Raw genomic sequence first — 17,881 nt, forward strand, 5'->3', positions numbered from 1 at the left:
CATGACTGCATCCTCCGAAGAGCTCGTCGAAGCCCTGCGCGAGTCCCTCAAGGAGAACGACCGGCTCTGGCAGCGCTACCAGGACCTCGTCACGGCGTCCCGGGAGCCCGTCGCCGTCGTCGGCATGGGCTGCCGCTTCCCCGGCGGCGCCGCCACGCCCGAGGCCCTGTGGGAGCTCGTCGCCGGCGAACGGGACGGCATCACGCCCGTGCCCGAGGACCGCGGCTGGGACCTCGGCGCCCTCGGCGACACCACCGCCGCCGGCGGATTCCTCCACGACGCGCCCCTGTTCGACCCGGACCTCTTCGGCATCAGCCCGCGCGAGGCCCTCGCCATGGACCCGCAGCAGCGCCTGCTGCTGGAGACCGCCTGGGAGGCGCTGGAACGGGCCGGCCTCGACCCGACCTCGCTGCGCGGCTCCCGCACGGGCGTGTTCACCGGCGTCTCCGGCAACGGCTACGGCGGCCACCTCCACGAAGCCACCCCGGAGACCGAGGGGTATCTGCTCACCGGCAGCATCCCCAGCGTCGCCTCCGGCCGCATCGCCTACACCCTCGGTCTCGAAGGCCCCGCCGTCACCGTCGACACCGCCTGCTCCTCCGCACTCGTCGCCCTGCATCTCGCCTGCCAGGCGCTGCGGTCCGGCGAGTGCGACGCGGCCCTCGCGGGCGGCGCCACCGTCATGGCCAACCCGGGCATGTTCCTGGAGTTCGCCCGGCAGGGCGGCCTCGCGGGCGACGGCCGCTGCAAGTCCTTCGCCGACGATGCCGACGGCACCGGCTGGTCCGAGGGCGCCGGCGTCCTCGTCCTCGAACGCCTCTCCGACGCCCAGCGACTCGGCCACCCGATCCTCGCCGTGATCCGCGGCAGCGCCGTCAACCAGGACGGCGCCTCCAACGGGCTCACCGCCCCCAACGGCCCCTCCCAGCAACGCGTCATCCGCCAGGCCCTGGACGCCGCCGCCCTCACCACCGCCGACATCGACGCCGTCGAGGCGCACGGCACCGGCACCCGGCTCGGCGACCCCATCGAGGCCCAGGCCCTCATGGCCACCTACGGGCAGGACCGCACCGAACCCCTGTGGCTCGGCTCCGTGAAGTCCAACATCGGCCACACCCAGTCCGCCGCCGGCGTCGCCGGACTCATCAAGACCGTCATGGCGCTGCGAGCCGAACTCCTGCCCCGCTCCCTGCACTCCGGGACGCGCTCCACCCGGGTCGACTGGACCGAGGGCGACGTCCGCCTGCTCACCGAGTCCCGCCCCTGGCCACGCGGCGAACGCCCCCGCCGGGCCGGCGTCTCCGCCTTCGGCATCAGCGGCACCAACGCCCACGTCATCGTCGAGGAGGCCCCGGCCCCCGCCGACCCCGAGCCGCGCACGGGGACCGTCCCGCCGGTCGTGCCCTGGGTGCTGTCGGCCCGCAGCCAGGACGCGCTGACCGCCCAGGCAGCCCGCCTCACGGCCCATGACGCCGACCACACCGACACGGGCCTGTCCCTCGTCACCGGCCGCGCCCGCCTCGACCACCGCGCCGTCGTCCTCGGCACCGGCCCCGGCATCCTGCGCGAGCGCACCGCAGCCCTCGCCGCGGGCGACCCCACCCCCGGCACGGTCACAGGAACGGTCACCGACGGTCGTACGGCATGGATGTTCACCGGCCAGGGCAGCCAACGCCCCGCAATGGGGCGCGAGTTGTACGACGCCCATCCGGTCTTCGCGGCCGTCCTGGACGTCGTCTGCGAAACCCTCGACGCCGCCCTCGCGGATACACCCGGCTTCGAACTCCCCGTCCGGGACGTCATGTTCGCCGCCGAAGGCACCCCCGAAGCCGCCCTCCTCGACCGCACCGGGTACGCCCAGACCGCCCTGTTCGCCCTCCAGACCGCCACCGCCGAACTGCTGCGCTCCTGGGACACCCGGCCCGACATCGTCCTCGGCCACTCCATCGGCGAGTACGCCGCGGCCTACGTCGCCGGCGTGTTCGACCTCGCCGACGTGGCACGCCTGGTCGCCGCCCGCGCCCGTGTCATGCAGGCACTGCCCGAGGGCGGCGCGATGGCCGCCGTGGAGGCCGGCGAGGCCGAGGTCGCGGACCTGCTCGACGGAGCCGCGGTCACGATCGCCGCCGTCAACGGGCCCCGCGCGGTCGTCGTCTCCGGGACCGAGGACGCCGTCGAGCAGGTCATGGCCGCCGCCCGCGAGCTGGGCCGGCGCGTCACCCGGCTGCGCGTCTCGCACGCCTTCCACTCGCCCCACATGGCCCCCGCCGTCGCCGAGTTCACCCGCGTCGCCGAGACCGTCACCTTCCGCCCGCCGACGCTCGCCGCCGTCAGCACCGTCACCGGGGCCCCCGTCACCGCCGCCGACTGGGCCACGCCCGCCTACTGGGCCGACCAGATCGTCCGCCCCGTCCGCTTCCACGACGCGCTCACCACCGCCACCGACCGCCAGGCCGCGAGCCGCCTGCTGGAGATCGGCCCCGACCCGGTCCTGACCGGCCTCGCCCGCACGGCCGGCGACATCCCCGCCGCGTCCGTCCTGCGCAAGGACACACCGGAACCCGAGTCGCTGCTCACCGCGCTGGCCGAGATGTACGTCCACGGCGCGGCCGTCGGCTGGGCCGCCCTGTTCGACGGCACCGGCGCACGCCGCACCGACCTTCCCACCTACGCCTTCCACCACCGGCCGTTCTGGCTACGGCCCACCAGAACCGTCACCGACGTCGGCCGCCTCGGCCTCGGCAGCGTAGGCCACCCCCTGCTCGGCGCCACCCTGCGCCCCGCGGGCACCGACACCGTCCTGCTCACCGCCGCCCTGTCGGCCGACGCCCACCCGTGGCTCGCCGACCACACGGTCGCCGGACGTGTCGTCGTGCCCGGTACCGCCCTCGTCGAACTCGCCGTGCAGGCAGGCGACCAGGCGGGCTGCGGCACCCTCGCCGAACTCGCCCTGCACACCCCCCTCGCCCTGCCCGAGCACGGCACCGCGCACGTCCAGATCGCCGTCGAGCCCGCCGCGGCCGACGGCACCCGAGCCGTGCGCGTCCACGCCCGCCCCGACGGCGCACCCACCGACGCGCCCTGGACGCTGCACGCCGCGGGCACCCTCGCCCCCGCAGGTCCCTCCCCTTCCTGGGACCTGCGGGCCTGGCCCCCCGCCGGAGCCGAACCGCTCCCGCTGGACGGCCTGTACGACCGGCTCGACGCGGCCGGTCTCGCCTACGGTCCCGCGTTCCGCGGCCTCACCGCGGCCTGGCGGGACGGCGACGACCTCCTCGTCGAGGCCACCCTGCCGGACGGCGCCGGAGACGCCACCGCCTTCGGCCTGCACCCGGCCCTGCTCGACAGCGCCCTGCACGCCCTCGCGCTGGCGCACGACACCGCCGACCGGGCCCGGCTGCCGTTCCTGTGGAGCGGCGTACACCTGCACGCCGTCGGTGCCGCCACCCTGCGCGCCCGCCTCACCCGGCAGGGCGACGACACGGTCACCCTGTACGCCGCCGACGAGACCGGCGCGCCCGTCGCCGACGTCGAGGGCCTCGTCCTGCGCCCGTTCACCGCCCTCAGCGACGACACCCCCCGCATGGGCGGCCTCTTCCGGCTGGAGTGGACGCCGGTCACGCTGCCGTCGTCCGAAAGCGGGGGCCATGCGGCGCCCGTCGTGCCGGGGACGCAGACCACCTTGCCGTCGTCGGACATCGGGGGCCATGCCGCGCCCGTCGTGGCCGTCCTGACCGACGACCCGTCCCCGTGGACGGCCGCCGACCCGACGATCGTCCACGGGACCAACCTCGACGCCCTCGCGGCGACGAACCCGGCGACGGTGCTCCTCCCCGTCGGCTCCGGCACCACCACCGAGGTCGACGCCCTTGCCGCCGGCGTCCTGGCGACGGTGCACGCATGGCTCGCCGACGACCGCTTCGCGCACGCCCGCCTGGTGCCGGTCACCACCCGAGCGGCCGGCGACGACGCCACCGATCCCGTCGCCGCCGCCGTATGGGGCCTGCTGCGCACCGCAGCGGGCGAACACCCCGGCCGCTTCGCCGTCGCCGACATCGACGGCACCCCGGAGGCACAGCGCACCCTTCGCACCGCGCTGACCACCCTCGACGCCGACCAACTAGTCGTCCGCGGCGAGCAGGTCCTGCTGCCGCGCGTCACCCGTACCCCCGAACCGGCGGCCACCGCGCCCACAACCGATGCCACCGAGGCCGCAGAACCCGGGGCCGAGGCAGGCCCCTGGCCGGAGACCGGGACCGTCCTCGTCACCGGCGGCACCGGTGGTCTTGGTGCGCTCCTCGCCCGGCACCTGGTCGCCGAGCACGGCGTGCGCGACCTGCTGCTCATGTCCCGCCGCGGCCCCGAAGCGCCAGGAGCCGAGGTCCTCGTCGCCGAACTCGCCGAGGCCGGCGCCCGCGCCCGGGTCGTCGCCTGCGATGCCGCCGACCGCGACGCCCTGGCCGCCGCCCTGACCGACGTACGGCTCAGCGCGGTGATCCACGCGGCCGGAGTGCTCGACGACGGCCTCCTGAGCGACCTCACCCCCGACCGGCTCACCCGCGTACTCGCCGCCAAGGCGACCGCCGCCCTGAACCTGCACACACTGACGGCCGACCAGAACCTGCACGCCTTCGTGCTGTTCTCCTCCGTCGCCGGCATCTTCGGCAACCCCGGCCAGGCCGCGTACGCCGCCGCCAACACCGTGCTGGACGCCCTCGCCACGGCCCGCCACGGCCAAGGACTGCCCGCACTGTCCCTGGCATGGGGCATGTGGGAGACGGCCGACGGCATGGGCGGCCGCACGGCCGAGGCGGACGTCGCACGGCTGCGCCGCCACGGCTTCCCGCCCCTGGACACCGACGAGGCCCTCACCCTCTTCGACACCGCGCTGCGCACCGAGCACCCGCTCGCCCTGCCCTTCGCGCTCGACACCACGGCCCTCGCCGCACACCGCGACACCGCCCCCGCCGTCCTGCACGGCCTGCTGCCCACCGCCCGCCGCCAGGCCGCCGTCGGCACGGACACCGGCAACGCCCTTGCCCGTCGCCTGCTCGCCCTGCCCGGCGACGAACAGCACCGGCTGCTGCTCGACCTCGTACAGACGTCGGTCGCCGCAGTCCTCGGCCACACCGGCACGGGGTCCGTCGAACCCACCCGCGCCTTCAAGGACCTCGGCTTCGACTCCCTGACCTCCGTCGACCTGCGCAACCGACTCAAGACCGGCACCGGACTCCAACTCCCCGCCACCCTCGTCTTCGACCACCCCAGCCCGCTCGCCCTCACCGCCCACCTGCGCACCGAACTCCTCGGCGCGGCGGACCTCCCGGCCACGACCGCCCGCACCACGGCCGGCACCGACGAGCCGATCGCGATCGTGGGGATGGGCTGCCGGTTCCCGGGCGGAGTGGACTCGCCGGAGGCGCTGTGGGACCTGGTGGCGTCCGGCGCCGACGGCGTCTCGGAATTCCCGACGGACCGCGGCTGGGACCTGACCGCCCTGCACGGCGAGGGCCCAGGCAGCTCCGCCACACGCGAGGGCGGCTTCCTGCACGACGCGGCCGACTTCGACGCCGAACTGTTCGGGATCTCGCCTCGTGAGGCGCTCGCCATGGACCCGCAGCAGCGGCTGCTGCTGGAGACGTCGTGGGAGGCCCTGGAACGGGCCGGCGTTGACCCGCTGTCGCTGCGCGGCTCGCGCACCGGCGTGTTCGCGGGCCTCATGTACCACGACTACCACGCCCGCCTGCACACCGTGCCCAGCGAGGTCGAGGGCCTGCTCGCCAACGGCAACGCGGGCAGCGTTTTCTCCGGGCGCGTCTCCTACGTCTTCGGCTTCGAGGGCCCCGCGGTGACCGTCGACACCGCGTGCTCCTCGTCCCTCGTGGCGCTGCATCTGGCGTGCCAGTCACTCAGGTCGGGGGAGTGCGACACGGCCCTCGCGGGCGGCGTCACCGTCATGGCCTCGCCGACCACCTTCGTGGAGTTCTCCCGGCAGGGCGGACTCGCCGCCGACGGCCGCTGCAAGGCCTTCGCCGACACGGCGGACGGCACGGGCTGGGCCGAGGGCGCGGGCGTGCTCGTGCTGATGCGGCTGAGCGAGGCACGCCGGCAGGGACGGCCGGTGCTCGCGATCGTGCGGGGCAGCGCCGTCAACCAGGACGGCGCGTCCAACGGCCTCACCGCGCCCAATGGGCCCTCCCAGCAGCGCGTGATCCGCCAGGCCCTCGCGAACGCCGGTGTCTCACCGGCTGACGTCGACACGGTCGAGGCCCACGGCACCGGCACCCGGCTCGGCGACCCCATCGAGGCCCAGGCCCTCCTCGCCACCTACGGCCAGGACCGCGACGAGCCGCTCTGGCTGGGCGCCGTGAAGTCCAACATCGGCCACACGCAAGCCGCCGCGGGCGCGGCCGGCGTCATCAAAACGGTGATGGCGCTGCGTGCCGAACGCATGCCGCGCACCCTGCACGCCGGCCGGCCGTCCACCCACGTGGACTGGGAGTCCGGCGCGGTGCGGCTCCTGCACGAGGAGCGCGCCTGGCCGCAGGGCGACCGACCGCGCCGCGCCGGTGTCTCCTCGTTCGGCATCAGCGGCACGAACGCCCACGTCGTCATCGAGGAGGCCCCCGCCCCCCGCCCCACAGTCGAACCCCGCCCCGAGCACCCGCTGCCGACCGTGCCGTGGGTGGTCTCGGCACGCTCGGCCGACGCGCTGCGCGCCCAACTCGCCCGGCTGGCCCCCGTCGACGCGGACCCGCTGGACACCGGCCTGTCCCTCGCCACGACACGGGCGGTGCTGGAACACCGTGTCGTCCTGCTCGGCCCCGACCTGGACGCCCTGCGCGCCCAGCTCGCCGGGCCCGGCATCACCGGGTCCGCAACCGACGGCCGTACGGCATGGATGTTCACCGGCCAGGGCAGTCAACGGGCAGGCATGGGAAGGGAGTTGTACGAAACCCTCCCCGTGTTCGCCGCCGCGCTTGACGAGGTGTGCGCGCTGCTGGACGCGCAGCTCGGCTTCGACCGGCCCCTCAAGGACGCCCTGTTCGCGGACGACGCGAGTGTGCTGGACGGCACGGGATACGCCCAGCCCGCGCTGTTCGCGGTACAGGTGGCGCTGGTCGCGCTGCTTCGGTCGTGGGGGATGGCGCCGGAGGCCGTACTGGGCCACTCGGTGGGCGAGTTCGCCGCCGCCCACACGGCCGGAGTCTTCGAACTGCCGGACGCCGTACGGCTGGTGGCGGCCCGTGCCCGGCTGATGCAGGCGTTGCCCGAGGGCGGAGCGATGGCCGCGGTGGAGGCGGCCGAGGCGGACCTGTCCGGCAGGCTTCCGGACGGCGCGGTGCTCGCGGCCGTCAACGGACCCACGTCGGTCGTCGTCTCGGGCACCCAGGCCGCCGTGGACGCGGTGGTCGAGCGGGCCCGCGAGGAAGGCCGCCGGGCGACACGCCTGCGTGTGTCGCACGCGTTCCACTCGCCGTTGATGGAGCCCGTCCTCGCCGAGTTCACCGAGGTCGCCGCAGAGATCACCTACCGCACGCCGCGGGTCCCCGCCGTCAGCAGCGTCACCGGCGCCCCGCTCGGCGAGGACGACTGGACGACGCCCGCCTACTGGGCCGACCAGATCGTCCGCCCCGTCCGCTTCCACGACGCCTTCACCGCAGCCCGGACCCAAGGCGCCGGCCGCTTCCTGGAAATCGGCCCCGACCCCGTCCTGACCGCGCTCGCCGACGACGTACCCGCCGCGGCGACCCTGCGCAGGGACCGCCCCGAAGCCGAGACCCTGCTGCGGGCCGTCGCCGAGCTCTTCGTACGCGGCACCCCGGTCGACTGGGCGGCCGTCTTCGCCGGCACGGGCGCCCGCGAGGTGCCCCTGCCGACGTACGCCTTCCAGCGCCGCCGCTACTGGCTCGACGCGCCGCGCGCCACCCTGGCCGCCGGTGACCTCGGCCTCGGCACCCCCGGACACCCGCTGCTCGGCGCCGCCGTGCCCGTCGCAGGCTCGGACACCGTCCTGCTGACTGCCCGGCTGTCCACCGCCGACCAGCCCTGGCTCGCCGACCACACCGTGGCGGGCTCGGTGATCCTGCCGGGCACGGCCGTACTCGAACTGGCCCTGGCCGCCGGCGAACGCGTCGGCCTCGACCGCGTCGACGAACTCACCCTCCACACCCCGCTCGTCCTCCCCGACACCGGCCCGGTACAGATCCAGCTCGGCGTAGAGGCGCCCGGCACCGACGGCCGCCGGCAGTTGTACGTCTACGGCCGCCCCGAGACCGCCACCGACGAGCCCTGGACGGTGCACGCCTCCGGCGTCCTGGCCTCGACCGAGCCCTCGGCCGAGGGGCAGGAGTGGGACCTGCGGGCCTGGCCCCCACAGGGCGCCGAGCCCGTCGAACTGGACGGGCTGTACGAGAGGTTGGGAGCAGCCGGACTGTCGTACGGCCCGGCCTTCCGCGGCCTGGAGGCCGTATGGCGCTCCGGCGACGACTGGTTCGTCCAGGCCGCGCTGCCGGAATCCGCGACGGGCGGCGCCGACGGATTCGGGCTCCACCCCGCCCTGCTGGACGCCGTCCTGCACACGCTGGGGCTGTGGGAGCGCGAGGACGCGGGCGCGCTGCTGCCGTTCCTGTGGTCCGGCGTCGAACTGTCGGCCGTCGGCGCCGGCGCAATCCGCGTCCGGATCTCACCCCGCGCCGACGACACCGTCACGCTGTACGTGGCCAACCCGACCGGTGAACCGGTCGCCCGCGCCGACGCCCTGACCCTGCGCCCCCTGTCAGCAGGCGCGCTCACCACCGCCGACAGCGCCTTCCGCGACAGCCTGTTCCGCCTCGACTGGCGCCCCCTGACGGAAGCCGAGGCCGCGGCCGACGCAACGACAGCGACGTGGACCGTGCTAGGCGACCCCGGGCTCCTGCCCGACGCCCCCGCCCGCGTCCACGCCGACCTCGCGGCCCTCACGTCGGCACTCGATGCAGGCGAGGAGGCGCCGCACACGGTCCTCGCACCGGTCGCAACGGCCGACCGCTCCCTCACCGACGTGGCCTCCGCCGCCCTCGCGCTCGTTCAAGGCTGGCTGGCCGAACCCCGCCTCGCGGGCTCCCACTTGCTGTTCGTCACCTCCCGGGCCGTCGGCGACGACGTCACCGACCTCGCCGGCGCGACCGTCTGGGGCCTGGTGCGCTCGGCGGCCGGCGAGAACCCGGGCCGGTTCCGGCTCGCGGACGTCGACGGTTCGGCGGAGTCGTATCGGGCGCTGGCCGGCTGCCCCGGCCAGGCCGAACTGCTCGTCCGCCAGGGCACTGTGCGCGTCCCGCGTCTCGTTCGGGCGGTCACCGACGACGTACTGCTGCCGCCCGCCGGATCGAGCGACGGGTGGCGGATGGATGTCGTCGCCCAGGGGCGCCTCAATGGCGTCGCACTCGTCCCGGAGGACCGACAGCCACTGGGACCCGGCGAGGTACGGGTCGCGGTGCGGGCCGCGGGGGTGAACTTCCGTGACGTACTGAACGTCCTCGGCATGTACCCCGGCGACCCCGGCCGGCTGGGGCATGAGGGTGCCGGTGTGGTCGTGGAGGTCGGCCCCGAGGTGACCGGTCTGGCAGTCGGCGATCGGGTGATGGGGCTGCTGGACGGCGCCTTCGGCCCGTCGGCCGTCTCCGATGCGCGGCTGTTGGCGCGGGTCCCGGACGGGTGGTCGTTCGAGCAGGCGGCCTCGGTGCCGATCGTGTTCCTGACCGCCTACTACGCCCTGTTGGACCTGGCCGAGCTGCGGGCGGGCGAGTCGGTGCTGATCCACGCCGCGGCCGGTGGTGTCGGCGTGGCTGCTGTGCAGCTTGCCCAGCACCTTGGCGGCGAGGTGTACGCGACGGCGAGTGAGCCGAAGTGGCCGGTCGTACGGGGGCTGGGTGTCGCGGAGGAGCGGATCGCCTCGTCGCGGACGACGGACTTTGAGGAGCGCTTCCAGCCGGGTGTGGATGTGGTGCTGGACTCGCTTGCGGGTGAGTTCGTGGACGCTTCGCTGCGGTTGGTGCGGCCGGGTGGGCGGTTCGTGGAGATGGGCAAGACCGACATCCGCGATGCCGACGAGGTGCGGGCCGAGCATGGGGTGTCGTATCGCTCGTTCGACCTGATGGACGCCGGTCCGGACCGGATCGCCGAGATGTGGACCGCGCTGCTGGAGCTGTTCGAGGACGGCATCCTGCGGCCCGCCCCGGTCACCGCATACGGGATCTCCCAGGCGCCGGAGGCGCTGCGCCTGCTCGGCCAGGCCAAGCACGTCGGGAAGGTTGTCCTTTCCGTGCCGTCGCCGTGGGGTGGTGAGGGCACGGTGTTGATCACGGGTGGGACGGGTGGTCTGGGTGCGGAGGTCGCCCGGCACCTGGTCACCAAGCACGGGGTACGGGATTTGCTGCTGGTGTCCCGGCGCGGTCCCGGGGCCCCTGGTTCCGCCGAACTCGCGGCAGAACTAGAGGAGATGGGTGCTCGTGTCCAGGTGCGGGCATGTGATGTGGCTGATCGTGATGCGCTGGCCGCTGTCCTTGACGGGGTGGATCTGTCGGGTGTGGTGCATGCGGCGGGTGTGCTCGATGACGGCCTGATCGGTGACCTGTCGGCTGAACGGCTGGGCCGTGTGGTGGCCGCGAAGGCTGAATCGGCGTTGCTTTTGCATGAGTTGACGGCTGATCGTGAGCTGTCGGCGTTCGTGCTGTTCTCGTCGTTCGCCGGTGTGGTCGGCAATCCTGGCCAGGCGGCTTACGCCGCCGCGAACAACGCCCTGGACGCTCTCGCTGCGGCGCGCCGGGCCGAGGGGCTGCCGGCCGTGTCGCTGGCGTGGGGCATGTGGGCGAATGCCGACGGCATGGGCGGCACGCTGGATGCGGCCGAGTTGGAGCGGATGGCGCGGCAGGGCTACCCCGCGCTGGAGACCGGCCAGGGCCTCGCCCTGCTCGACGCCGCGCTGCTGCTCGACGAGCCGACCGCCGTGCCTGTCGCCCTGCGCTTCCCCGCGCTCGCCGAGGCCGGTCACGACACCCTGCCCGCTGTCCTGCACGACCTGGTCCCCGCCGTCCGACGCCGTCGCGATGCCCGCCGCCCGCTCGGTACCGGAGGCGGCGAACTCGCCGACCGACTGCGCGGGTTGCTGCCCGACGAGCGGGAACGCCTCCTGCTCGACACGGTGCGTGCCCAGGTCGCGGCGGTCCTCGGACACGCCTCGCCCGCACAGATAGACCCGGACCGGGCTTTCAAGGACCTCGGCTTCGACTCGCTCACCGCCGTGGACCTCCGCAACCGGCTGCGCACCGCCACCGGCATCGCCCTGCCCGCCACGCTCGTCTTCGACCACCCCACGCCCGGCGCCCTCGTCGCCCACCTCCGCACCCACCTGCTCGGCGACGACGACCCGACGGACGCGGCCGGCACGACCCGCTCCGCCGGGCACGCCGACGCCGACGACCCGATCGCGATCGTGGGCCTCGGCTGCCGGTTCCCGGGCGGCGCGGACTCGCCCGACGCCCTGTGGAACCTGGTCGTCACCGGCAAGGACGCGATCACGCCGATCCCGTCCGACCGCGGCTGGGACACCCGTGCCCTCGACGGCACCGCGGCCGTCGGCGGCTTCGTCACGGACGCCGGGGACTTCGACGCCGAGCTGTTCGGCATCTCCCCGCGCGAGGCGCTCGCGATGGACCCGCAGCAGCGGCTGCTGCTGGAGACGGCGTGGGAGGCGCTGGAGCGCGCGGGCATCGACCCGACCTCCCTGCGCGGCACGGCGACCGGCGTCTACGCGGGCGTCTCCGCCAACGGCTACGGCGGCCACCTCCACGAGACGACCGCAGAGACCGAGGGCTACCTGCTCACCGGCAGCACCCCGAGCGTCGCCTCGGGCCGGCTGTCCTATCTGTTCGGCCTGGAAGGGCCGGCGGTGTCGGTGGACACCGCCTGCTCGTCGGCTCTGGTCGCCTTGCATCTGGCCTGTCAGGCGCTGCGGTCCGGTGAGTGCGACATGGCCCTCGCGGGCGGTGCCACCGTCATGGCCAACCCGGGCATGTTCCTGGAGTTCGCCCGTCAGGGCGGCCTCGCCGCGGACGGGCGCTGCAAGTCCTTCGCCGACGACGCCGACGGCACCGGCTGGTCCGAGGGCGCCGGCATCATCGTCGTCGAACGCCTCTCCGACGCGCTCCGCAACGGTCATCCCGTCCTGGCCGTGGTGCGGGGCTCGGCCGTCAATCAGGACGGTGCGTCCAATGGGCTCACCGCGCCGAACGGGCCCTCCCAGCAGCGGGTGATCCGACAGGCTCTGTCGGCGGCCGGTCTTCGCCCCGAGGACGTGGACGCGGTCGAGGCGCACGGCACCGGTACCCGGCTCGGCGACCCGATCGAGGCACAGGCCCTGCTCGCGACATACGGCCAGGCCAAGACCGACGAGGACCCCCTGTGGCTCGGCTCGGTCAAGTCGAACATCAGCCACCCGCAGGCGGCGGCCGGTGTCGCGAGCGTGGTGAAGATGGTGATGGCGCTGCGGGAGGAGACCCTGCCGCGCACGCTGCACGCAGCCGAGCCCTCGACACACGTCGACTGGGACTCCGGTGCCGTACGCCTGCTGACGCGGGAGCGGGCGTGGCCGCGCGGTGAACGGCGGCGTCGGGCAGGCGTCTCGTCCTTCGGCATCAGTGGCACCAACGCCCACGTCATCCTCGAAGAGGCGCCGGCCGTCCAGGAGCCGGAGCAGCGCACGGTGACGGCCCCGCCGGTCGTCCCGTGGCCCGTGTCCGGCCGCGGCGCGCAGGCTCTGCACGCCCAGCTCACCCGCCTCTCGCAGGACCTCGACGCACGCCGGCCCGACCCGGTGGACGTCGGACTTTCGCTGGCCACGGCGCGGGCCGCCCTGGAACACCGGGCCGTGGTCCTCGGGCGTGACGGTGAGGCGCTTCGGTCGGGGCTCGCCGGGCCCGCTGTGACCGGCGTCGTCACCGAGGGCCGTACGGCGTGGATGTTCACCGGTCAGGGCAGTCAGCGTCTCGGCATGGGACGTGAACTCCACTCTGTCTACCCGCAGTTCGCGCACACCTTTGACGAGACCGTCGCGCTGCTGGAGGCGGAGCTGTCCGGCGTGGAGGGTTTCCCGCTGCCGTTGCGTGACGTGCTGTTCGCAGACGAGGGCTCCCAGGCCGCCGTCTTCCTCGACCGCACTGGTTACGCGCAGGCAGCTCTGTTCGCGGTCCAGGTCGCGTCCGTCGAGTTGCTGCGTTCGTGGGGTGTGGCGCCTGATGTGGTGCTGGGGCACTCCATCGGCGAATACGCCGCCGCGTACACGGCCGGCGTCTTCGAACTCCCGGACGCGGTGCGGCTGGTGGCGGCTCGGGCAAGGCTGATGCAGGCGCTGCCCGAGGGTGGCGCGATGGCCGCCGTCGAGGCCGGCGAGGCGGAGATCGCCGGCCTGCTGACCACAGGGGATGTGTCGATCGCCGTCGTCAACGGCCCCGCCGCCGTGGTGGTCTCCGGGAGCGAGAAGGGCGTCGAGCGGGTCATGGCGGCGATTCGTGAACGTGGTCGCCGGGTCACCCGTCTCCGCGTCTCGCACGCCTTCCACTCCCCGCTCATGGAGCCGATGCTCGACGAGTTCGCCGCCGTCGCCGAGCGGATCGACTACGGCACCCCGCGGTGCACGGCGATCAGCACCGTCAGCGGTGCCCCGCTCGCCGACGGCGACTGGACGAGCGCCGGCTACTGGGTACGCCAGATCCGGCAACCGGTCCGGTTCCACGAGGCCGCCACCGAGGCGGTCACGGCCGAAGGTGCCGTACGGCTGCTGGAGATCGGCCCCGATCCCGTGCTGAGCGGTCTGGTCGAGGCCGGCGCCGGGGGCACGGCGGTGTCCGTGCTGCGCAAGAGCAGGCCCGAGGCCGAGACGTTCCTCGGCGCGGTCGCCGAGCTGTTCGTCCGGGGCGCCGACGTCGACTGGGCCGCCGTCCTCGCCGGATCCGGCGCGCGCAACGTCCCGCTGCCGACGTACGCCTTCCAGCGGCAGCGCTACTGGCTGCGGCCCAACCGGGCCAACGCCGCCGCCGACAGCCTCGGCCTCGGCGACCCCGGGCATCCGCTGCTCGGCGCGGCGCTGCCCGTCGCCGGGTCGGACACCCTGCTGCTCACCTCGCGGCTGTCCGCCGACACTCACCCGTGGCTGGCCGAGCACGTGGTCGCCGGACGGGTCGTCGTTCCCGGCACCGCTCTGCTCGAACTCGCCGTCCAGGCCGGTGCCCGGGTCGGCCGCGACCATGTCGCCGACCTCGCCCTGCATGCGCCGCTCGTCCTCGCCGAGGGCGGCGCCGCACAGGTCCAGATCTCCGTGGAGTCTCCCGAGGCCGACGAGACCCACGTCCTGCGCATTCACGCCCGCCCCGAGCACGCACCCGCCGACGCGCCCTGGACCCTGCACGCCACCGCCACCCTCGCCACCCGCCGGGCCGAGCCCGACTGGGACCTGCGCGCCTGGCCGCCGGCCGACGCCGAACCGCTGCCGCTCGACGGACTCCACGAGCGACTGGCCACGGCCGGACTGGACTACGGCCCCACCTTCCGCGGACTGAGCCGCGCCTGGCGGCAGGGTGACGACCTCTACGTCGAGTCCGAACTGCCCGAGCCCGGCGCCACCGAGGCCGCCGCCTACGCGGTGCACCCCGCGCTGCTGGACAGCGTCCTGCACGCGCTCGCCCTGCCCACCGGCGGCAACGACGACGGCGAGGCCCTGCTGCCGTTCCTGTGGTCGGGCGTCTCCGTCACGGCCGCCGGTGCCACGACCCTGCGCGCCCACCTCCACCCGACCGGCGACGGCGAGGTCGCCCTGCGCGTGGCCGACGCCGTCGGCGCCCCCGTGGCCGCCGTACAGTCCCTGCTGCTGCGCCCGGTGTCCGCCGCCGACCTGCGCACGCCGGCCGGCGTCGACCACCTGTACCGACTGGCCTGGGCGCCGGCTGCCCACACCCCGGACACCGACGAACTCGCCCTCGGACAGCGCCTGGTGCTGCTCTCGCCGGACGCACACGCCGAGGAGTCGTGGGCCGCCGCCGATGTCCCCATCACCCGGCACCACGACCTAGCAGCTCTCCTCGCCGCCCTCGACGCGGGCGCAGAGGCGCCCGACGCGGTGATAGTTCCCATAGCGGGCAGCAAGCGCGACGGCACCGCGTCCCGGCCGGAGATCACCGTCAACTCTGGTGAAGTCCTCAGCCCGATCGCTGGTCTCCTGGGGACCATGCGGACCTGCCTGGCGGACGAGCGCCTGACCGGAACGCGTCTGGTCGTCACGACCTACGACGCGGTCCCGGCCGGAGCTGCCCCGGGCGCACACGGCGCCGACCTGACCGGCGCCGGCGCCTGGGGCCTGGTCCGGTCGGCGATCAGCGAGCATCCCGACCGGTTCCTCCTCGCCGACCTGGACGACGACTCCGCCTCCCACCGCACCCTCGCCCACCACCTCGCACACGGCGAGGAACCCCAACTCGCCGTCCGCGAAGGCCGGATCCGGCTCCCGCGCCTGACGCCGATGGCCACCGACGGCCTGTTGGTACCGCCGCCCGCGACCCCGGACACGTCCTGGCGCGTGGAGGTCGCCGAGCGGGGCCGTCTCGACGGCGTGGCGGTGATCACCGAGGAGCGGCGAACGCTGAGGGCCGGTGAGGTACGGGTGGCGGTACGGGCCGCCGGTATGAACTTCCGTGACGTACTGAACGTGCTGGGCACCTACCCAGGCGATGCGGGACGGCTGGGGTACGAAGGTGCCGGTGTCGTCGTGGAGCTGGGCCCTGAGGTGATCGGCTTCGCGGTCGGTGACCGGGTGATGGGTCTGCTGGACGGTGCGTTCGGTCCGTCGGCCGTCACTGACAGCCGGTTGTTGGCGCGGGTGCCGGAGGGGTGGTCGTTCGAGCAGGCGGCGTCCGTGCCGATCGTGTTCCTGACCGCCTACTACGCCCTGGTCGACCTCGCCGGACTCAAGGAGAGCGAGTCCGTGCTGATCCATGCCGCCGCCGGTGGCGTCGGCATGGCCGCCGTGCAGCTCGCCCGGCACCTTGGCGGCGAGGTGTATGCGACGGCGAGTGAGCCGAAGTGGCCGGTGCTGCGTGAGCTGGGGTTGGCGAAGGAGCGGATCGCTTCCTCGCGCACGACCGAGTTCGCGGACCGGTTCCGGCCGGGCGTCGATGTCGTGCTGGACGCGCTCGCGGGTGAGTTCGTGGATGCCTCGCTGCGGTTGGTGCGGCCCGGTGGCCGGTTCGTGGAGATGGGCAAGGCCGACATCCGTGACGCGGAGCGAGTGCGGGCCGAGCACGGCATCGACTACACCGCCTTCGACGTCATGGACGCGGGTCCGGAGCGGATCGCCGGGATGTGGGCCGTGCTGCTCGACCTGTTCGAGCAGGGCGTGCTACGGCCGGTGACGTTGACTTCGTACGACCTGTGCCGAGCGCCGGAGGCGTTGCGTCTGCTGGGGCAGGCCAGGCATGTCGGGAAGGTCGTGCTGCGGGTGCCGTCGCCCTGGAGCGGCGAGGGCACGGTGCTGATCACGGGCGGGACGGGTGGATTGGGTGCGGAGGTCGCGCGGCACCTGGCCGCCGAGCACGGGGTACGGGACTTGCTGCTCGTCTCCCGGCGTGGGGACGGAGCTCCCGGTGCCACCGAACTCGCCGCTGAACTGGCGGAGTTGGGTGCCCGTGTTCAGGTGCGGGCGTGTGACGTCTCCGATCGCGCGGCGCTGGCCGCCGTACTGGACGGCGTCGATCTGTCCGCCGTCGTGCATGCGGCCGGCGTTCTCGATGACGGTCTGATCGCTGACTTCACCGAGGAACGCTTGGTGGCTGTCATGGCGGCGAAGGTCGAATCGGCTCTGCATCTGCATGAGTTGACGGCCGACCGTGACCTGTCCGCCTTTGTTCTGTTCTCCTCCTTCGCGGGTGTCGTGGGTAACGCCGGTCAGGCCGCCTACTCCGCCGCGAACAACGTCCTCGACGCCCTCGCGGCCGCTCGCCGTGCCCAGGGGCTGCCCGGCGTATCGCTGGCCTGGGGCATGTGGGCGCACGCGGACGGTATGGGCGGCACCGTCGGCGGGCCGGAACTGGAGCGGCTCGCCCGGCAGGGCTTCCCGGCGCTGGAGACGGGCGAGGGGCTGGCTCTGCTGGATGTCGCGCTCGCCGTCAACGAACCGAACGCCGTCCCTGTCGCCTTGCGCACCTCCGCGCTGACGAGCGGGCAAGTGCCTTTCGTCATGCGGGACTTGGTCCCGACGGCGGGACGGCGTTGGGAGGCGGCCGCTTCGAACGGTGCCGCCGACGGCGGCGGCTTTGTGGAGCGGCTGCGTGGGCTGGGCTCGGTCGAACGGGACCGCATGGTGCTGGACGCGGTGCTGGCCGAGGTGGCCGGCGTGCTGGGGCACGCCTCGGCCGGATCGGTGGACGCGTCGCGGGCGTTCAAGGAGCTGGGCTTCGACTCGCTCACGGCCGTGGATCTCCGTAACCGTCTGAAGACCGTGACCGGGTTGCAGCTCCCCGCCACCCTCATCTTCGACCACCCGACCGTGGCGGATCTCGCCGCGCGTCTGAGCACCGAGTTCGCCCGCGCCGAAGGCGGCGCCGCGCCGAGCCTGTCCGAACTCGACCGGCTGGAGGCGGCCGTCCTCGCGATGGCCGATCAGGACGGAACGGCGCGCAAGGAACTGCGCGACCGACTGCGGGCCATGACGGCCCGCCTCGACGACGAACCGAGCACAGCAGCAACCGAGCAGGACAACGACGACATCGACTCCGCCTCGCTGGACTCGATGTTCGCGATCATCGATCGGGAACTCGAGGGCTGACGCCGGGCCTTGGCGTGCCCCTGAGGTGAC

At 74.0% G+C, this 17,881-nt stretch carries 1 protein-coding gene; it reads left to right on the forward strand.

Features of this window, described 5'->3' with window-relative positions:
- Window position 1 precedes the first annotated feature (1 nt).
- Window positions 2-17,851 (forward strand): SDR family NAD(P)-dependent oxidoreductase, encoded by a 17,850-nt coding sequence (locus ACZ69Q_RS06495; protein ID WP_471037319.1) that lies wholly within the window; start codon window positions 2-4, stop codon window positions 17,849-17,851.
- Window positions 17,852-17,881 lie beyond the last annotated feature (30 nt).

The sequence above is a fragment of the Streptomyces sp. NPDC036764 genome (assembly GCF_055609385.1).

Excerpts from the sequence above, each read along its gene's own strand:
- ACZ69Q_RS06495 (WP_471037319.1), top strand. The coding sequence starts at position 2 with ATGACTGCATCCTCCGAAGAGCTCGTCGAAGCCCTGCGCGAGTCCCTC.